18 protein-coding genes and 1 riboswitch are annotated in these 20,327 nt (G+C 45.2%); all 18 genes read right to left on the bottom strand.

Going from position 1 to position 20,327, the window contains the following annotated elements; genetic code table 11:
* Window positions 1–45 precede the first annotated feature (45 nt).
* On the bottom strand, window positions 46–1,059 hold the full coding sequence (gene cbiB / locus U2P91_RS08970) for an adenosylcobinamide-phosphate synthase CbiB (RefSeq protein ID WP_242988463.1): 1,014 nt from the start codon (window positions 1,057–1,059) through the stop codon (window positions 46–48).
* On the bottom strand, window positions 1,056–2,558 hold the full coding sequence (locus U2P91_RS08965) for a cobyric acid synthase (protein WP_322519477.1): 1,503 nt from the start codon (window positions 2,556–2,558) through the stop codon (window positions 1,056–1,058). The genes cbiB and U2P91_RS08965 overlap by 4 nt, the downstream gene beginning before the upstream one ends.
* A gap of 94 nt (window positions 2,559–2,652) precedes the next feature.
* Window positions 2,653–3,417 (bottom strand): precorrin-6A reductase, encoded by a 765-nt coding sequence (gene cobK / locus U2P91_RS08960; RefSeq protein WP_111888063.1) that lies wholly within the window; start codon window positions 3,415–3,417, stop codon window positions 2,653–2,655.
* On the bottom strand, window positions 3,414–4,151 hold the full coding sequence (gene cobJ, locus U2P91_RS08955; protein ID WP_111888064.1) for a precorrin-3B C(17)-methyltransferase: 738 nt from the start codon (window positions 4,149–4,151) through the stop codon (window positions 3,414–3,416). Before cobJ ends, cobK begins: the two co-directional genes overlap by 4 nt.
* 111 nt (window positions 4,152–4,262) lie before the next feature.
* On the bottom strand, window positions 4,263–5,318 hold the full coding sequence (locus tag U2P91_RS08950) for a cobalt-precorrin 5A hydrolase (RefSeq protein ID WP_111888065.1): 1,056 nt from the start codon (window positions 5,316–5,318) through the stop codon (window positions 4,263–4,265).
* Window positions 5,319–5,322: 4 nt separating this feature from the next.
* Entirely contained in the window at window positions 5,323–6,084 is a 762-nt protein-coding gene (cobM, locus tag U2P91_RS08945; protein ID WP_204355386.1) for a precorrin-4 C(11)-methyltransferase, read from the bottom strand.
* Window positions 6,085–6,111: 27 nt separating this feature from the next.
* Window positions 6,112–6,903, bottom strand: coding sequence for a sirohydrochlorin cobaltochelatase (locus U2P91_RS08940; protein ID WP_111888067.1), 792 nt, complete (start codon window positions 6,901–6,903; stop codon window positions 6,112–6,114).
* A gap of 324 nt (window positions 6,904–7,227) precedes the next feature.
* Window positions 7,228–8,514 (bottom strand): glutamate-1-semialdehyde 2,1-aminomutase, encoded by a 1,287-nt coding sequence (hemL, locus tag U2P91_RS08935; protein ID WP_111888068.1) that lies wholly within the window; start codon window positions 8,512–8,514, stop codon window positions 7,228–7,230.
* A 240-nt stretch (window positions 8,515–8,754) separates the two neighbouring features.
* Window positions 8,755–9,720 (bottom strand): porphobilinogen synthase, encoded by a 966-nt coding sequence (hemB, locus tag U2P91_RS08930; protein ID WP_111888069.1) that lies wholly within the window; start codon window positions 9,718–9,720, stop codon window positions 8,755–8,757.
* A 163-nt stretch (window positions 9,721–9,883) separates the two neighbouring features.
* Window positions 9,884–12,301, bottom strand: coding sequence for a hydroxymethylbilane synthase (gene hemC / locus U2P91_RS08925; RefSeq protein WP_111888070.1), 2,418 nt, complete (start codon window positions 12,299–12,301; stop codon window positions 9,884–9,886).
* An 18-nt stretch (window positions 12,302–12,319) separates the two neighbouring features.
* A complete protein-coding gene (locus tag U2P91_RS08920; RefSeq protein WP_111888071.1) occupies window positions 12,320–12,907 on the bottom strand; it encodes a precorrin-2 dehydrogenase/sirohydrochlorin ferrochelatase family protein in 588 nt (195 codons plus the stop codon).
* Entirely contained in the window at window positions 12,885–14,177 is a 1,293-nt protein-coding gene (hemA, locus tag U2P91_RS08915) for a glutamyl-tRNA reductase (protein ID WP_111888072.1), read from the bottom strand. The genes U2P91_RS08920 and hemA overlap by 23 nt, the downstream gene beginning before the upstream one ends.
* Window positions 14,152–14,994: an energy-coupling factor ABC transporter ATP-binding protein gene (locus U2P91_RS08910; protein WP_111888073.1), complete on the bottom strand. Its 843-nt coding sequence runs from the start codon at window positions 14,992–14,994 to the stop codon at window positions 14,152–14,154. Before U2P91_RS08910 ends, hemA begins: the two co-directional genes overlap by 26 nt.
* Complete coding sequence (gene cbiQ, locus U2P91_RS08905) at window positions 14,987–15,697, bottom strand: cobalt ECF transporter T component CbiQ (RefSeq protein ID WP_111888074.1); 711 nt, start codon at window positions 15,695–15,697, stop codon at window positions 14,987–14,989. The genes U2P91_RS08910 and cbiQ overlap by 8 nt, the downstream gene beginning before the upstream one ends.
* A gap of 204 nt (window positions 15,698–15,901) precedes the next feature.
* A complete protein-coding gene (locus tag U2P91_RS08900; protein ID WP_322519476.1) occupies window positions 15,902–16,201 on the bottom strand; it encodes an energy-coupling factor ABC transporter substrate-binding protein in 300 nt (99 codons plus the stop codon).
* Complete coding sequence (locus U2P91_RS08895; RefSeq protein ID WP_111889732.1) at window positions 16,179–16,916, bottom strand: energy-coupling factor ABC transporter permease; 738 nt, start codon at window positions 16,914–16,916, stop codon at window positions 16,179–16,181. Before U2P91_RS08895 ends, U2P91_RS08900 begins: the two co-directional genes overlap by 23 nt.
* Before the next feature lie 169 nt (window positions 16,917–17,085).
* A riboswitch (cobalamin riboswitch) is annotated at window positions 17,086–17,267 on the bottom strand.
* A gap of 221 nt (window positions 17,268–17,488) precedes the next feature.
* A complete protein-coding gene (locus U2P91_RS08890) occupies window positions 17,489–19,498 on the bottom strand; it encodes an FtsX-like permease family protein (protein ID WP_416173381.1) in 2,010 nt (669 codons plus the stop codon).
* A complete protein-coding gene (locus tag U2P91_RS08885) occupies window positions 19,482–20,249 on the bottom strand; it encodes an ABC transporter ATP-binding protein (protein WP_111888077.1) in 768 nt (255 codons plus the stop codon). The genes U2P91_RS08890 and U2P91_RS08885 overlap by 17 nt, the downstream gene beginning before the upstream one ends.
* Window positions 20,250–20,327 lie beyond the last annotated feature (78 nt).

Genomic DNA, 20,327 nt, shown 5'->3' with positions numbered 1-20,327 from the left:
TCTATTTAAATGCAGTGATTGCAAATTCAATGATTTTTCAGTTTGCTAAAACGAATAAATAATCACCGCCATTAAGGTGGCCAAAACCATCAGGACCACCTCGCTGCCATACATAATGGTGATGGTTTCCCGAATATCCAATATTTCCAGCGGCGATTTAGCATCCCCAATGGTGGGCTTTTCCAGCGTTTCACCAAAATACTGGTTGGTTCCGCCGAGTTGTATACCTAAAAGCCCTGCCACCACCGATTCCGGATGGGCCGAGTTAGGGCTCTTGTGGTTGTGACGATCCCGCTTGAAAATGCGACAGCCGTCATTAAAAGTATATCCTAAAAACATCCCGGCAACGAGCATAAAGATGCTGCCGACTCTGGCTGGAATAAAATTGATGAGATCGTCAAATTTTGCTGAAGCATAGCCAAAATCCTTATATGGCTCCTGGATATATCCAACCATCGAATCCAGCGTATTGGTCGCCTTGTAGAGCATTACCAGCATCACCGGATTAAGCCAGGGCACTGGAATCAGGGCTCCCAGCAACAGATAGAAAATCGGTGCTAAAACCCCATCAATGGTATTTTCGGCAGTGGTCTCAACCGTTGCCCGGATGATTTCCGTTTCTTTGAGTTGTGAGGTATCCCGTCCGACAAGATAACCCACTTGAGTTCGGGAAACTTCAATATCACCACCCATTAAGGCGCTCATCACTTTACGCACTTCAATGGCCAGTGTTTTTGCCGCCAGAGACGTAACAATCAAGTACAGGTTAAAGATGATATACAGATAAATATTAATGCTGTAAAGCACCCACTGCAGGCCAAAGACAATCGCGCCCGTCAGACCCAGAACGAAAAATAGCAGTAAAAATCCTTTTGCTCTTTTGTGCTTGCCATGATTCAGTTTTTTATTTAAAAAGCCAATGGTTTTCCCCATGGCGATAATCGGATGCGGCAACCAGGGGGGATCCCCGATTAGCCAATCCAGCAACACGCCAAAGAGTATCAGTAAAAACCAAAAGCCTCCCCCTAAACCCAGGGGAAGTCCTTCAATTAGATTCACTTTTTAATTTCTCCAATGATTTCCATTATTTTTTTCATATCTAAACTCGCTTCTACCGTCTCTGCCAGAAGATCATATTGTTCTTCTTTAAAGGCCTTAAAATCAAAGGCAGTGGGACCGGCTTCTAAATTCTTTTTCACGCGCAGGGCTTCAATGATTTTTTCCCTTAATCCATCGTTATCAAAGATCCCATGAAGGTAGGTTCCCATCACCGTGCCATCTTCGGCAATCACCCCATCGACGGTGCCATCAGCAAGTATTGCAAAAGGCTTAGCCTGATCCAGTGCTTCGCTGGTGCCCATGTGGATTTCGTAGCCTTCCACATCCATGTCAGCCAACGCCATTCCCATGAAGTTACCTAAAACCTTGCCGGTTGTTCGCACCGTTCGTTTCTCTTCTTCAATGGTGGTGACAATATTTAAAAGTCCCAGTCCATCAATACTACCTTTGGTTGACTCTACCGAGAAAGGATCACGGATTTCTTTACCCAGTAGCTGATAACCGCCGCAGATTCCCACAATCGGTACCCCGCAATCGTGGAGCCGATGGATTTCATCACCCATTTTACTGTTGATCACATGACAGGTGTCATCAATGGTATTTTTGCTACCGGGAATCACTAATAGGTCCGGGTTAGCCAGCTGCAGATCGCGCTGGTTACGATAGTATTCCACCTTCACATCAGGATGCATTTCAAAGGCGGTGCAATCGGTAAAGTTTGACAGATGCGGCAGATAGACCACCCCAATCGTGATCAGGCCTTCGGAATTATTATCAAACCGTTCGCTGACACTATCTTCATCATCAATGACAAAGCGCTTGTAAGGGATAACACCCAAACAGGGGACATTAACCAATTCTTCAATCATTTTGATGCCGGGCTTTAGCAACTCCACATCACCGCGGAATTTATTGATGATAAAGCCTTTAATTCGGGCCCGTTCTTCGGGTTGCAACAACATAATTGTACCATAAATCGATGCAAAAACACCACCCTTGTCGATATCACCAATCAGTACCACCGGGGTATCAACCAATTCTGCCAGTCCCATGTTGACAATATCGTTATCCCGCAAATTGATTTCGGCGGGACTGCCGGCGCCTTCGATCACAATCACATCTTTGCCCTCAGCCAACGCGTCATAAGCCGAAACGACAATTTCGACCAATTTGGGTTTATGGGCATGATAATCCATGGCATCCATATTAAACTCAGCTTTTCCCATCAGAATAACCTGACAACCCACATCGGAGTTTGGTTTAAGCAATACCGGGTTCATTTCAACCTGAGGTTCCATCCGGGCGCACTCCGCCTGGACTACCTGGGCTCGACCCATTTCCTTGCCGTCTTTGGTGATAAATGAATTAAGCGCCATATTCTGGGATTTATAGGGTGCCACCTGATAACCGTGGTTATCGAGTATCCGGCACATGGCAGCAGTGATCAAACTTTTTCCTACTGATGACCCGGTACCCATAAACATAATATTTTTTGCCATGTTTTCTCCTTTTTCTATCTAAGCACAGTGTGCGGGCGATCACTGATCGCCCCTACATTAAATCTTTAATGCTATATCTGTCTAAACCTGATTTTTAATGATTTTTCAATGCACAAACAACGGCGTCTTCAACGGTGGTGACAGACCGAGGATAGGCGACGGCGGGGCGACGGATAAATAGGATTTTGGCATTGACTTGTCGGGCCGCTTCAACCTTTTCACGGATGCCGCCAATATCGCCGCTATCTTTGGTGACGACAAAGCCGATCTTGTATTCTTTCATGGTGGCGACATTCATTTCAACCGAGAATGGGCCCTGTAGAGCCAGAATATGTCGGGGCTTGTAGCCCAGGTTTTCGCACTTTACTAAAACCCCGGCCGTCGGCAATACCCGGATATAGGTTCGGTTTTTGGGCAGGCCTTCAAAGGCTTCCAGTTGTCGACTCCCCGTGGTTAAAAGAATATTCTTATCACTTTTCCCCATCGCACCGATTAAATAGTCGCGTGCTTCCTCATAGGTATTGTAGGCCACACTATCATTTCCTTCGTCGATGTTCGACGGCCTTTCCAGCCGAATATAGTCCACATTCATGGCATCACAAGCCCAAATGGCGTTTTCAGAAATTTCCTGAGCATAGGGGTGGGTGGCGTCAATACAGAGATTAATATTGTAAATGGTAATCGTTTCCCGCAGGGTGCTGGCATCCAATTGTCCTGAAATCTTGGTCAGAAGGGGGTTTTCAGAGATCTGATCGGTAGCAATATTGGTCAGTGACGAATAACAGACTTCCTTCCCTTCTTCAAGCAGAAGATTGGTTAATAAGCGGCTGTCGAGGGTTCCTCCCAATACCAGTATCAAAGCTGATAACCTCTCGGGGTAATCATTTTTAGTTGATCCCTAGTCACATAGGTTTTGGAATTACCGATGATAACCATCGAAAACATATCAATATCTGCTTCGTGCATTTTTTTGAGGGTTGTAATCACATAAGACTCGTCCTTACGTTTAGCATTACGAACAATTCCCACTGGGGTTTCCGGAGCTTTATATTCTAGTAAAATTTTCTGGGCACTTTCAATATTGTGGGGCCGCCCCTTGCTTTTGGGATTATAGAGACTAATAATAAAATCTCCTTCACCGGCGCAGTGCAAACGTTTTTCAATGACTGCCCAATCAGTGAGCAGGTCGCTAAGACTAATGACGGCGTAGTCATGCATCAGCGGTGCACCGAGGGTTGAAGCGGCCGCATTGGCGGCTGAAATACCGGGAATAATTTCAACTTCCACATCACTATTTTTTGACTCAACGATTTCTAACATAATGCCGGCCATCCCAAAAACACCGGCATCGCCGCTGCTAACCAGGCAGATTTTTTTGCCCTGTTCAGCCAGTTCCAAGGCTTTTTCACAACGGTCAATTTCGCGCCGCATTCCGGAAGAAAGGACTTCCTTGTCGCCAATTAAATCGGCAATAATATCGATGTAGGTTTTGTAGCCGACAATAATATCAGCATCAGCCAGGCTGGCTTTTGCCGCCTCGGTCATATGTTCATACAGTCCGGGACCAATCCCTGTGACATAAATTTTGCTCATCTTTTCTCCTTTTTTTAGCAAGGTTTTTATTACAATAGTGCAGTGCTGCTTTCTTATCCGTTTGTGCGAAACAGACAGCAAAGCAATTATTGTTTGTAAATTTTCTTATTTCTAATTTTCATCCAGCCACACCGATAGAGTGATTCCGCCCAGTTTCTGTTTTTCCCGCAGGCATTTTCCAAATCCGGAGGCGACAAAACCACAGGGTTCGGAAACGGCATATAAACCGGTTGTTTTGAAAACGAAATCCGATCCTTCAAAACGGCTTTGGACCATTTGCACCATTTCATTGGGGATAATGACTTTTTTAGCCGCGAAAAAGGCACAGGCTTCGATAATTCCCGCTTCTTCGGCTTTTAAGCCGATGGTGGCCAGAGATTTAATCCCTTTGACATTAAGATTCAGAGACGCTAAGGTCTCCTGGATCGCCGCGATGATCCGTTCTCCCGGGGTATCCCGACGACAGCCTACGCCCAGCACCAGTTTTCGGGGAACCAGCTTAACACTGGGAATTGGCAATTCTGCTTTTTTTGTATCCAAAGTCGTAATAATAACGCCCAGATATTTCGTTAGCTCGGTTAAATCTGCCACCGTTTCGATGTTCTTAGGCAGGATAACCGCATCCAAATCACAGTTTTCCCGATTAACTAAAGCAATCGGGTCACCATTTAGGATCAAGGCTGTTACGTCTTTGGCAGCCGTAAAATCATCAATCGCACACTTAATTTTCTGGGCCAACACATCCACAGCCATGGTTCCTTTCACATCGGTGCCAGTGGTAATAACCGCCTGGGCCGAAAGGCGTTTAGCCACCAGCCGAGCGGCATCATTGGCACCACCCAAATGACCGGACAGCAGACTAATTACAAACGCCCCCTTGGTATCCATCACCAGAATTCCCGGATCAGAGGATTTATGCTTTAGATGGGGGGCTATCGCCCGGACGACAATGCCGGTTGCCATAATGCAACAGATGATCTGATACGCCCCGCTAATGCTGCCCATAAAGGTAGAAATATCCGTGGTGATGATTTTGGTGGTTTCGTTGGCATATTTTTCCTTGGTGTAGATGTGGCATTCGCGGTCATCCAGATGTTCTGCCAGCCGCTTTGCCAGGGCCACGCCATCTTGTGACAGGGTGACTATGGCCCATTTTTCTGTTTTCACGGTTTTACAAAACTCCTTGACGGTATTCATGGGTAAAGCTGGGATCATAAAGCTTGGATAAGCTGTACTGATCGCCCAGGAAATCACCTACTAAAATTTGGGCAGTTTTGGTAATATTTTCATCTTTGACTTTCTGAGCAATGGTTTCCAGGGTGCCCATGACAATTTTCTGATCTTCCCAGGTTGCCCGTTGGATAATGGCAATTGGGGTGGTTGGGGCGTAATGTTTCATGAGTCGTGCCACTACATCATCAATCATTTGGACCGACAGAAAAATACACATGGAAGCCTGATGCGATGCCAGATCTTCCAGCTTTTCTTTTTCCGGAACGGGGGTTCGACCTTCCAGGCGGGTTAAAATAACCGTTTGGGATACATCCGGCAGGGTAAACTCTTTTTTAAGAGCTGCTGCTGATGCGACAAAGGAGCTGACTCCAGGGATCACATCAAAGGGAATTCCGAGTTCGTCAAGTCGGTCCATCTGTTCACGGATAGCGCCATAAATGGAGGGGTCACCGGTATGAACCCGGGCAATTTTCTTGCCTTCTTCGGTTCCCCGTTTAATCACGGCGATGACATCATCTAAGGTCATCGATGCGGAATTAAAAATTTCGGCATCGGCTTTGTGACCGGCAATAATGGCTTTATTGACTAAAGAACCGGCATAAATAATAATATCTGCTTCATTAACAATTCGTTGACCCTTAACGGTAATCAGCTCTGGATCTCCTGGGCCTGCACCCACCATATACACTGTATTCATCAAATATTTCTCCTAAACTTTATAATGTCCCTACATTTCTGTAACGGGCTGTGCTTTTTTTAAATGATCTAAAAACATGTTCTGAATGCCGGTGTATTCACCCAAACCTTCGAGGATACACTCCACTTTAAACCGCTCTTCTTCAAGAACCGCCTTCCAGGAGTCTTCATCATCACTGGCCATGTCATTAATGGCGTGATCACCAGCCACCAGCATAAAGGGCGCCAAATAAATCTTTTTGTATTTCTTCTCCTGAAGTAATGGCACAATGTTTTCCAGCTCCGGGAAACCTTCTACGGTTCCCACATAAACATCCTCATAGCCCTTCATTTTAAACATATAATCCAGGCACGGATAGGTTGAATTGGCATGGTGGTCGCTGCCATGGCCCATATAGACCAGGGCTTCGCCTTTTTTGAGTTTGGGCATTTGTTTCATCACGATGTCCACTGTCTCTTCATAATCTTCCACTGTGGTTAACAGTGGCCGACCCAGGGTCAGAGACTTAAAATCTTTTTCAAAGGCCTTCAGTTCTTTTAGAGTGATATCATACTCATGGCCGTTGATGATGTGGGTGGTTTGACACTGCACATGGGTATAACCGGCTGCCTTGAGTTTTTTTAAAACTTCCTGGGGAACATCAACTGCTTCACCATCGCGTTTCTTAAGTTTATTAATGATCATCCGGGAGGTAAAGGCGCGATAAAAATCATGGTCCGGGAAAGCCTTTTGTAGATGCTTTTCGGTTGCTGCAATGGTTTTTTTTCGGGTTTCAGGGTAAGATGTACCAAAACTGATGACCAGTAATGCTTTCTTTTCCATTAAGTGATTCTCCTATTTTATGTTATTTGTTATTATAGAACTTGGGGTAGCTTTGCTGACGATCCTAAATACTAAACTGTTTTCGTACCGGCAAGGTTTGTCAAATGTTACCGTGCCGACCAATTGTTAATCTGTTGTTCGCCGCGGAATCGGACAGCAATGCCGTGTCCGCTCCGATGCGTACAACATGATGTAACAATTGTCGGTACTACATCATTTTTATCAACAGCTTTAGGCTGGATCAATTATGTCTATTTCTAGGCGCCTAAAAAAACAAAGTATTTGGTCTAACAGCAAAGCTTATTAATGCTTGCATTTTTTTACTTATATTTTTTTTAATGCCTGATAATGGTCAGCGATGGTTTTTTCGAGGTCCGCTTTGGTGTGGGCGGAGGAGAGGAAAATGCCTTCGAATTGGGCTGGCGGCATCAGGTTACCGGCATTAAGCATCGCTTTGAAATATTTGGTATAGGCTTTGGTATCCGAGGTCATCACGGCAGCGTAGCCATCGATGGGCACATCGGTAAAGAAGCAGCAGGTCATGCCTTTGAAACGGACCATCTGGGCTTTGACCCCGGTTTTTTTAATGTTGGCCTTAAAGCCGGCTTCTAACAGCTTGGCGTTTTCTTCCATTTCGGTATAAACTTCGGGATGATCCCGCAGATAAGTCAGGGTGTTGAGTCCCATTTTCATGGCAATCGGATTCCCGGACAGGGTTCCGGCCTGATAAACGCCGCCTAGAGGGGCCACGGTTGCCATGATATCCCGACGTCCGCCATAAGCGCCGACGGGCATTCCGCCGCCGATGATCTTCCCTAAGGTGGTCATATCCGGTTTAATCTCCAGGACTTCCTGGGCCCCACCGTAAGCCAAACGGAATCCGGTGATGACTTCATCAAAAATCAGCACCGTTTCTTCGGCTGTGGTAATTTCTCGCAGACCTTTCATAAAATCCAGATCGGGTGGTACAACGCCCATGTTCCCAGCCACCGGTTCGACGATGACAGCGGCAATTTCGCCAGGGTTTTCGGCAAAGAGCGCTTTGACACTGTTAATGTCGTTATAGGTTGCTACTAAGGTGTCCTTGGCCGTTCCCGGGGTCACCCCTGAGCTGGTCGGGACTCCAAAGGTCAGCGTGCCGGACCCGGATTTAACCAGCAGTCCATCAGCATGACCGTGGTAACAGCCTTCAAATTTAATGATCTTATCTCGTCCGGTATAGCCTCTGGCGACCCGCAGGGCACTCATCGTGGCTTCGGTTCCGGAACTGACCATCCGCACCATTTCCATCGACGGATAGGCTTCGGTGATCAACTTAGCCACTTCAACCTCGATGGCGGTTGGGGCCCCAAAACTGGTGCCTTTCTCCAGTGCTTCCTGAATCCCTTCAAAGTAAACCGGTGAGGCGTGACCTAAAATCAGTGGCCCCCAGGAACAGATATAGTCGGTGTACGCGTTACCGTCGACATCATAAATCTTGGCACCTTTGCCATGGTCAATAAAAACCGGTGGCATGTCCACCGATTTAAACGCCCGCACCGGACTATTGACGCCGCCGGGAATATATTTTTCTGCTTCAATAAATAATTGTTCTGATTTTTCTCGATTCATAATATCTCCAATAATAATTATTTCACTATCATGTAAAACTCAGGTGTTCGCTCCCTACCGTACCGACCAATTGTTAATCTGTTGTATGCGCGCAATTCGTACAGTTGCTAATTCACTAATCGTCGAGTAATCAGTCGCTGGCTCGCAACTGTTCGCCTTGAGGCATACAACATGATGTAACAATTGTCGGTACTGCGTTTGTCTTAAACAATAGATTCATGACTTATAAATGATTTGCTGTTATTGATAATCCTTCAGCATGGCCTGCAGTTCTTTGGCAAAATAAGTGATGATGATATCGGCTCCGGCCCGTTTGATACTAAGCAGGCTTTCAAAGATCGCCCGACGATCCATCAGATCGGCATCGACAGCATTTTTAATCATCGCATATTCGCCGCTGACCTGATAGGCGGCCATCGGTAAATAGGAAAGTTCCTTGCTCTGGACGATAACATCCAGATAAGGCATGGCTGGTTTAACCATCACAATATCGGCACCTTCAGCGATATCCAGAACCATTTCCTTTAAGGCTTCCCGGGAATTGGCCGGGTCCATCTGATAGCTGCGACGGTCGCCAAAGGCTGGTGCTGAGTTTGCGGCATCCCGGAAGGGGCCGTAAAAACTGGAAGCAAATTTAGCCGAGTAGGCCATAATCGGAATCGACTCATAACCGGCTAGATTCAGGGTTTCTCGCATATGGTCAATGCGACCATCCATCATATCCGAAGGAGCGACCATATCGGCTCCAGCGCGGACATGACTGAGCGCCGTTCTGCTTAAGGTCTCTAAGGTCTGGGCTCGTCGGATCTCACCGTTTTCTTCAAAGAAACAGCAATGGCCATCACTTTTATATTCACACAAACAGACATCGGTGATCACATACATTTTTGGATCAACCTTTTTGATCACCCGAATGGCTTCCTGAACCAAACCATCATCCACAAAGGCGGGAGTGGCTTCGTTATCCTTTTCATCGGGAACCCCAAACAAAATGACATAACGGATGCCCAGTTCTTTTAGCGCCAGGGTTTCGGCCTCCAGCATATCCAAAGACAGATGGTACTGATCTTTCATGGAGCCGATTTCTTTGCGCACGCCAGTTCCGTCGACGATAAACAGTGGATAAACCACATCATTCATGGACAGCTGGGTTTCTCTGATTAAATTCCTGACCGCTGTATTTTTTCGTAATCGTGTTGGCAACATCTTGCTGACCTCCTATTTACTTCTAGTTATTTGCATGTCCCGTACCGACCAATTGTTAATCTGTTGTCTGCTGCAAGCTCGGACAGGCTCTGCCGTGTCCGCCTTGATGCAGACAACATGATATAACAATTGTCGGTACTACCTCGGCTTTTTTACTCAAATCTTATTTCTGAGCATCCTTCAAAATCGCATCCAGCATTCCCTGGATGGTATATGTTTCGGCTTCGATGTCCACAGCGATGCCCAGTTCCAGGCATTTCTTTGAGGTTTGGGGGCCGATTGACACCGCTTTTGCCGAGTTGATCGCGTTGATGTGCGCGGCGCCGATTTTTTCGACAAAAAACTCGGCGGTAGTGGAACTGGTAAAGGTAATATAATCAATTTCTTTGTTCTTTAACATTTCCAGTGGATCAACAGTGGCGTGATCTTCGCGGATGGTTTCGTAGCTTTTCACCTCGTCGACCGGACAGATTTTAGCTAGTTCTTCAACCACATAGATCCGAGCATTTTGGGAACGGGGAATCAGCACCCGGCTGTCTTTATTAAGCAACGGCGCCAACCCGCTAACTAATTCTTCGCCGACATATTTATCCGGCACAAAATCGGCCTGGAGGCCCCGGGCTAAGAGGGCCTTTTTAGTTCCTTCACCAATGGCGGTGATATGCAGATTGGCAAAGGCGCGGGCGTCTTTGCCACAGCGGGCCAGGGAGTCAAAAAAGATTTCCACGCCGTTGATGCTGGTAAAAATAATGTGACTGTAGTCCTTAAGGCACTTTACCTTTTCATCACAGGCCGCTTCGTTGATGGGGACAATTTTGATGGTTGGAAATTCAATCGCATTACCACCCAACTCAGTGATTTTTTCAACCATCTGGGAACTTTGTTCCCGGGACCTTGTGACGATAATGTTTTTTCCAAACAATGGTTTTTGATCAAAGAACCGCAGTTTTTGCCTTTTATTGACGACTTCCCCGACCACAATCAGGCTGGGGGCGGTGATTTTTGCTGCCGTTGCAATGTCGTAGATGGTGGTCAGGTTTCCGGTTACGACCCGCTGATAGGGGGTCGATGCCCGATGAACCACAGCCACCGGCATTTCGGGATTCATGCCATTTTTAACCAGTTCGTCACAAATCTTTTCCAGATTCTTGACGCCCATCAAAAAGACGATGGTGCCTTTTAACTTACCGAGCACCGGCCAATCCAGATCCGATGAGCCATCATAGGCGTTGGATTTTAAATGTCCGGTGATGACATGAAACGAAGACACGCAGTCCCGGTGGGTAATCGGAATCCCGGCATAAGCCAGTCCACCGATAACCGAGGTAATCCCGGGAATCACTTCAAACGGGACGCCAGCATCATAGAGGTCTTCCCCTTCTTCGCCGCCACGGCCAAAGACATAAGGATCTCCGCCTTTTAAGCGCAATACCAGTTTGCCTTCTAAGCCTTTTTGGACAAGTAAGGCATTGATATCTTCCTGGCGCATGGCATGATTGCCAGCTCGTTTGCCGACATAAACAATTTCGGCATCTGCTCGGGCATCATTTAAAAAGCTTTCATTGACCAGGGCATCATAAACCACCACATCGGCTTTGGTTAAAATAGCCTTGGCTTTAACGGTTAAGAGACCAGGATCTCCGCATCCGCCACCAGCCAGATAAACCTTCCCAACTTTTTTATGCACTGCGGTATAACATGCTGCTGCTAATTGTTTTCCCAACTTTTCTGCCTCCTCGGGTGTGCCTTCAATCGACTTTGTGACCACATGGCTACCATCTTCCAAACCATAAAGTCCATAAAGCACAATGGTGTCTGCTTTTATTTCACAAAATGCACCAACCGGAATATGACAGCTGCCGTTTAAGGCCTTTAAAAAACTGCGTTCGGCACTCATCTGAATGATCGTGTTGTGATCACTAATGGCAGCCATCAATTCTTTGACCGTCTCATTATCTTCCCGGACTTCGACTGCCAGAATTCCCTGAGCCGGTGCCGGAATAAAGGTGTTCTCCGGCAAGGCTACCGTCTGATAGGTGCTATCATTAAGCCGACCAATCCGCTTGAGACCAGCCGCGGCCAGAATAATACCATCTAACTGCTGTTCCTGCATTTTGCGAATCCGGGTATCGATATTTCCGCGAATGCCAACGATTTCTACATCCGGCCGCAGTTTTTGTAGTTGACTGATCCGGCGTTTGCTTCCGGTTGCTACGACCGCACCCTTTGGCAACTCATCCAGTGAAGAAATCTGATGGGGCGTCAGCAGGACATCCCGGGGATCTTCCCGAACGGTTGGAACCGTCAAAGCTAAGCCATCGGGCAGTTTTGAGGGCATATCCTTCATGCTGTGAATGGCCATATGGATGTCGCCGGATAGCAGCGCATCTTCTAACTCCTTGGTAAACAATCCCTTATCACCGATTTTATCAAGCGGTTTATCCTGAACCAGATCGCCTTTTGTTTTAATGATCACCATCTCGAAGTTTATTTGCGGATGGGCTTTGGCCAGGACATCAATCAGCCACTGGCTTTGGGTTCGGGCCAGAGTACTGCCTCTTGTTCCAACTTTTATATTCATTTCTCTTATCTCCAATTGTCAGTTATTTCCTAGTTTTGACCTGAGTTCTGCATTGGAACATCGGGACAATTCTTTAAGTTTTTCAGTTTTTTCATTCGGCGCACCATCACCCGCTAAAACAGCCTGTCGCAGTAATCGCAGTAAGGCTGTTTTTTCGGTATAGCTTTCATCGTAGCGGTCGGCCAGATCGTCGATAATGTGCTTCGTTAAAGAAGGACTGGCCCCTTCGGTACAGACCGACAGGGTTAAATCACCCCGGCGAATAACGCAAGGAAAAATAAAATCCGAATCCTTCGGATCATCGACCCGATTGCACCATATTTTTTGGGACGCACAGTCTCTTTTAATTTGTCCATTGAGCTCATGATTGTCAGTTGCCGCTACTACCAAATCGACACCAATGAGCTGCTCTTTGTGATAGCCGGAATCAATCCGGGTTAGCTGACCATTCTCAGTTTTAATGATCGACTCCAAAAAAACAGGACTCACCGCGATAACCTGCATGCCGTTTTCCAACAAGGTGACAATCCGTCTGGCAGCAACCTTGCCACCGCCGACAACCAGAACCTTTTTGCTTTCCAAGTTAAATAATAGCGGTGTCATCATTTTGTTGATCTTCCTGTGTTTTTTTGTCTTGAATTCCCGGGAACAGATAGGTCACGGTTTTTTCAATGCCAATAATTTGTTCTTCACACTCCAGTGACTTTAGTTGTTTAATCGGCGGCATCACCATTTCCCGAAATTTGGAGCGGATCACCTTAGCCAAATAAACCGCTTCTTTTTCACTTAAGGTTAATCGGCCGCAGAGGGTTTCAATGGTTTCCTCAGCCAGTTGCCGGGAGGTTTCGTTTAAATCACGAACCATATTATCGACCTTGGCGTGGGTCACCCAGGACAACAGACCATCGATTTCATCCTGAATTTCGGCCGCTATTTTTTTTGCAATCTTGACCCGATAAGCCATTTTTTCATCCATCATATTTTTAAAATCATCAATGGTCAGCAGTTTTACCTGAGGTAAGCTGCCAACGGCTTCTTCGACATCCCGGGGCAGTGCTAAATCGATCACGGTTAGCGGTTTACGCAGCGATTTCATTTCCGCGGCCTTCAAAACAACATGAGGCGATGCGGTGGCAGTAATAATCACATCCATGTCGGGAATGACTTGATAGCGGTCTTCATAATGGATCATCTGGACGTTTTCATGAATGGCCTCGCACTGATCCATATTATGAAAGGTACGGTTAGTCATGTAGGGGTTACAAAAGCCTTCGGCCTTCATATAGCGCAGTGCCAGCACACCCATTTTCCCGGACCCGATGATGAGTATTTTTTTATCGCCATAATCCTCGGGATACGCCCGTTTGATATGCTTTACCGCGGTTGAGCTTAAGGATAAGGGGGTTTCGGATATTTTATAATCGGTTTTCACTTTTTTAGTAAAGGTTATCGCTTCCCGAAACATTTTCGTCAGGTATTTACCACAGCCCTTGATGGCCTGGGATTTTTCCAACGCATCCTTGACCTGACCCAAAATCTGATCTTCGCCCAAAATCATCGAGTCCAAACCGGTAACCACCTCATAGAGATGGACCATCGCTTCCCGCTCTTTTTTAACAAAAAGATAGGGTGCCAGTTCCGCTGATTTTTCATGAAGATAAAAATCGGTTAAAATTTCCCCAGCCGCATCCTGGTCTCGGGTCGAGACGTAGATCTCACTGCGGTTACAAGTTGAAAGAATTATCACCTCGGCTATATCCGCTTCATTCAAAAGGGTCTGGATGGCCTCATTCAAGGTGCGATGAAGAAAAGCCCCTTTTTCCCGAATTTCCAAAGGTGTATCCTTATGATTAATTCCCGCTACTACCAGTTTCATCCACTTGAACCTCCTTTTTCTGATTTCTGATTGCTTCTTCCAGGGCAGCAATGCTGCGAAACCCTTTAATCCCCAGACACTGTTCCAGCCGGGTCATGGTTGCCTGTTCCAAACTGGCGGTTTCCAGGGCTTCAGTATTTTTAAAAACCGCAGTGGTTTCACCTTCTACCAGCACGCCGCCATGATGGAGCACATAGGTGTAATCACAAAATTCATAAATAAAATCCATATCATGGCTGGATAAAATAATCTTGATGCCCTTAGCCAGTGCCCCTTTGATGATCGCTTTGACCCCAGCCTTGCTTTTAGGATCGAGCCCTAAGGTGGGTTCATCCATCAGGATGATCTCCGGTTCGACGGCTAAAACCCCGGCCATCGCCACCCGTTTTTTTTGCCCATAACTGAGATAATGCACTGGCCGATCGGCCAAAAGTGTGATGCCGGTGGCTTCCATCGCCGCCTTCACCCGCTCATCGATGACCGCACTAGCCATGCCCATATTCCTCAGAGCAAAGGCCACATCATCATATATGCCGGAATAAAAGACCTGCTTATCCGATTCCTGAATCACCAGCCCAATCGATTTGCGAAATTCATAGAGATTTTTTTTCTTATAGGATAAGGGTTCTTCTTTAAAAAAAACGGTTCCTTCCGTTGGTTTGATCAACCCAATCAGCGCCGACATCAAGGTCGATTTTCCAGCTCCGTTTTCACCGATCAGGGCGATGCAATTCCCTTTACTTCCGTCAATAGAGACACTTTTTAAGGCCTTAGTGCCGTCCGGATATTGATATGTCAAATTATTAGTTTTAATCATTTTTCAGACCTTTCCGATAGCTTACATGAAAATCTCCCTGATATTGCTTTAATTCCAGGGTTTGTGTCATCTCCTCGTAGCTCTGAATGGCCATGAGAAACAAATTGCTTAACATCATTGCAATGGATTGGATGGCAACTTTAAAATTGCGATAGCCAAACCGCAATTCCTGGGCAGTTGCCATGACTTTAAGTTTATCCCAGTAATCAAAGATGAAGCGGTAGGTTAAAACAAATATTTCTAAAAAAGTATTGCTGATATGGGCTTTTTTCATGACTCCGGCGATCTGCATCACCGGGGTTGTGTAAATTAAAAAAAGCATACAGGAAACTCCTGCCATCGCTCGACAGAAAACCAGGCTGGCCAGCACCAGATTGGTGGCAGTGATACCGATGGTAAACTGAAAAAAGTTAAATGCAAATAAATAATCACCACTACCACGACTTCCGCTGGCGATGGTAAACAATAACGCCAGGGCTCCGGGGATAATAAAGAGGGAGTCAAAAATCAGGGTATGCAGATAAATCCGCACCGGAATTTTTGCCCACAATAGGGTACACCCCACCATAACACCAAAAACCCCTGCCATATACAGGGGTTCATTGATGAAGAAAACCGAAAGGAGCATGACTAACGAAACCACTACCTTCACAGTAGGATTGGCATTGTTTAGTTTATTGGTATGGGCAAAACGATCAATCATGGTTGTCTCCTTCTAAGATGCAGTTAATATTTATATAAGTCGCCGGACTTCAGGTTGGTGACAAACTCCCGTACCGACCAATTGTTAATCTGATGTATGCTGCAAGCTCGGACAGGCTCCCGCCGTGTCCGCCTTGATGCACAGGGTCTGACCCCTAGGTCACAACATGATGTAACAAGTGTCGGTGCTGCTTTATCTTACTATTTACACTGATTTATCGGCTTTTTCATTTTTTTTCGACTTTTTATAAAGGTAGAAAAAGCAGATTCCCAGACCGCCGACACCTAAAATCTGTTGGAAGAGGAATAGCTTTTCTTCCATCTCGCCGGGATCAAACAAGCTTTCAAACCAGGGCACATAATTTTCATCGATTGCGGTGATGGCTGTTCCAGCAGCATCATCTGCGCCTGAAAACTCAGCGTCCGGCAAAGCAATCTGAGGGATAATAATCAGTGCGCCAATTAATAAAATCAGAACAACCTTAGTTATCGGTGAGAGTTTCATTTGAAATAATCCCCTTTTCTTTATATTGGTAAATGGCGTTAACCACCAGTACGGTTAAAATGCCTTCGATAATTGCCAGTGGTATCTGGGTAATCGCAAAAATACTTAAGAACTTAACAACGGAAGCTACAATCCCCCCGACCGGGTCCGGAAAGGCTAGTCCCAACTGGATGGAGGTGGTTACATAGGTTGCCAGATCGGCAATAAAGGCGGCTAAAAAAACGGTTAAGGCTTTGGGAACATTGATTTTTGACAGCCCTTTGTAAATCCCGTAAGCCACAAAAGATCCGACAATTGCCATCGAAAAGGCGTTGGCACCCAAAGTTGTCAGCCCGCCATGAGCCAGCAGCAGCGCCTGAAACAAAAGCGCAATGGTACCAACTACTACAGTGGCAAAGGGTCCCAAGAGGATCGCGCCCAAGCCGATCCCTGTCATATGAGAAGAACTCCCCGTTACCGAAGGCAGTTTAAACGCTGATAAGGCAAAGGTAAAAGCCGTTGCTATGGCTAAAAGAACTTTTTGCTCAGGTTTGTCTTTGAATATCTTCCCAACCTGATAGAGTCCGAAGGCGATAAACGGCAGGGCTAGCACCCACCAGAAAACAGCCCAACCAATGGGTAAAAAGCCTTCCATAATATGCATAGCGTTTACAGGCTGGGCAGCCAAAACAACCATTAAAAACGCGATTCCCACAACGGTCATGGTTTTTTTCATTTTCTCCATGCTAACCTCCATTTTATGATAATTTACCGAAAAAAAACCTTTTCCCCACAATAACTATGGGAAAAAAGGTTTTATCATTACACATATCCATCAATTCTATGATTCACACCAAGAACCAACTTTTGTTAATGTTACTAACTTCCCTTTTCCCTGGAAGGACGCTTTAGTACATCATATTAGTAGGTTTCCTGACTTATAGCTTTTATTCTCCTCGCCTTCCCAGACAAAACGTGCCCAGTGGCCAATTTAAGGAGACATAACTAATTACAGTGACCGGATCGTTCTGGATTCTAACCAGATTCCCTCAATGAAATTTTTCATCCTAAATGATTTTTTACATTTTTATTTAATTGTGGTTATATTATAACATGGATACGATAAATGTACAGTTTTTTTTAAGTGAATTAAGGCTAAAAGCAGTTTTACATGTAGCTTTGATGCCTCTCTCTATTTTTTTACAAACCTTCAATAAGGCCCATTAACTGCCCCTATTACGATAGGCAACACTGATCTTTTAATTAAATGAACTGGGAGGGATTCTTATTAACCAATCGTTGTAACTATTAATGAATCATCTTATAATAGGATCTGGCCGTGAGTAGATAAACCCCAGTATACACTAAAGCATAAACAACAACCCCCACAAGCGTGCATAAAAGAATTAGGGGTATATTGGTCAGCCGGAAGGCGGCTAACATTTTAGTAATAACCGGAAAGGCAAAAGCCACGTGGATGATGGCTCCGGCCAGGGGCAGAAAAAATACCATTAAGATCTGCTTGCCAATAGTTTTTTTAACCTCGGTTTTATCCATCCCCACCTTCTGCATAATGACAAACCGTTCGCTGTCTTCATAACCTTCAGAAATCTGTTTAAAATAGATAATTAACACCGTGGCCATCATAAAGAGGGAGCCCAGAAATACACCCAGGAATAAAAAACCACCAAATATTCCATAAAGTTCTGCCAGTGATTCATAAATATTTCTTATCTCAATATCCGGATTGAGCTGACTAACCGAAGCCCTCACCTGTTTTGAAAAATGGTTAATATTATCTTCACTGCCACTGAGATTAAACATCATGGCGTGATGAATCGCTGGTGACTCACTGTCAGCATTGTCTTTATTGGCATTCATGGCCGTGTAAATAGTCGACATCATCTGTTCGTCATTGACAATGATATAATAGCTATTTCCGGTAATCAATTTCTTTTTGAAGTCCATCGGCACTGATTCGAGCTGTTCAACCACCAAAAACAGATTTTCGCCAAAAACCACGGTTTGTTCCTGGTAATTCTCACCGGCTGAAAAAATCATTACTTCATTTTCTGCCAGGGTTTTGTTTTGATTCGTCATCCGGTTGTAATCTTCTAGCGGTACCGTGGTAATCTTACTGATCGTATTATAATACGTTAGATCCAAGTTCTCATCCGTTACCATATCCGGCAGAAAATGGCTGCCCTCCTTAAAGGCCGTAAAAGTACTCATATCAAAAGACAGTTCATTTGTTGTTTCTACCTTGGCACTGGTCTTTTCGGCTACAACAATTTTTTCAATCTCCGAAAAATCGGTGGTTTCAGCCGCACCAATAAAGCTCACATCCATGGGATAGTAATCCCGCCGCATACTTTCCTGACCGATGTATAAGGATACCGTCGTGGAGATCGTGACCAATACCATGGTGCTGAGAATACAAATATTAGCCAGACCGACAGCATTTTGTTTCATTCGATAAATCATCCCGGAAACTGAAATAAAATTTCGGGACTGGTAATAGAACTTTTTATTCTTCTTCAAGCATTTTAGCAGTGTGACGCTCCCCGCTGTAAACAAAGCATAGGTTCCGATGATGACAAAAATAACGGCCACAAAGAAAAGCAGTATCGCTTCAATGGGATCTTGCACTGATAAAGCAATCGCATAGCCAATTCCCAGCGAAATCACGCCGATGAGCGTCATCAACCATGAAGATTTTGGTTCTTTTTCACCATGCTCCCCACCTCTTAATAAATCAATGGGGTTGGTAAGCTTTACCTGCAAAAAATTAGTTAATAGGGTCAAGCCAAAAATAGCCAGAAATACAACCGTCGTATATAACAAACCCATTTGATCAATCTTAAAAGCAAGTGGACTTTTAATATGAGCAAGGTTAAGAAGGATTAGAAACATCAGTTTCCCAATCAGGACCCCACCAAGGAGCCCTAAACTCAAACTGATTACCGTCACAAATAGCGTTTCATAGAATAACACTCTGGCAATATGCTTCTTTTCCATTCCCAGAATACTGTATAATCCCAGTTCTTTTTTTCGTCGTTTAATCAAAAAACTGTTGGTATAGAAGAGAAAGATCACCGCAAAAATGCCAATAACAATAATCCCGAGGAATAATAATATTTTCAAGCTTTCCGAACCTTGCATTGCGTCTAATCCCTTATTGCTTTGGATTGAAACGATGGTATAAAAAGCCATAATCGATCCGATACAAGTCAGTATATAAGGGATGTAGGTGTTCCCGTTTTTCTTTAAATTGACCAGCGCCAACTTGGGATAAAAAAACTTATTCAAGGTTCTCACCTCCGGTTGCCAGTATCGACAAGGTAAAGGATATTTTCTGATACATGTCGTCGTTACTCATCGAACCCCGATAGATCTGATTGTATATTTCGCCATCTTTGATAAATAACACCCGGTTGGCATGACTGGCTGCTGCCACTGAGTGAGTAACCATCAGGATCGTCTGACCCAGGTCATTGATGGTTGAAAAGATCTTTAGCAGATTCATCGCCGCCTTGGAATCCAAGGCACCGGTGGGTTCATCAGCGAGCACCAGTTTGGGCTCGGTAATCAGTGCCCGGGCCACTGCGGCCCGCTGTTTTTGCCCTCCGGAAACCTCGTAGGGGAATTTTTGTAGCAGTTCCTCGATTTCTAATCGCTGCGAAAGGGGCTTAATCCGGCTGTTCATTTCTTCAAATTTTTTCTGAGCCAATACCAGCGGCAAAAAGATATTATCCTGAATCGAAAAGGTATCTAAAAGATTAAAGTCCTGAAAGACAAAACCCAGATTATCCCGACGAAAGGCCGAAATGTCACTGTCTTTGATAGTGACAATATTTTTACCGTCCAGAAACACCTCCCCACTGGTGGGTTTATCAAGCGATGCCAGAATATTGAGCAGGGTTGTTTTTCCTGAACCGGATTCTCCCATGATGGCCACGTATTCGCCCTGTTCCACCGAGAAACTAACATTAGACAGCGCCTGTACCTGATTCCCGCCAAACCGGGTGGTATAGATCTTTTTTAAATTCTTTACTTCGAGTAATCGCATTATTTTTCTCCCTCTATGATTTGAAATTTTCTTATCGACAACTAAAGTATAAAGGAAACGCAGCTGCCCTGCCATCGC

Source organism: Acetobacterium sp. K1/6 (genome assembly GCF_034438075.1).
Taxonomy (GTDB): Bacteria; Bacillota; Clostridia; order Eubacteriales; family Eubacteriaceae; genus Acetobacterium; species Acetobacterium carbinolicum.
The sequence above is the reverse complement of the archived record's forward strand: the minus strand, read 5'-3'. Positions and strand labels throughout refer to the sequence as shown.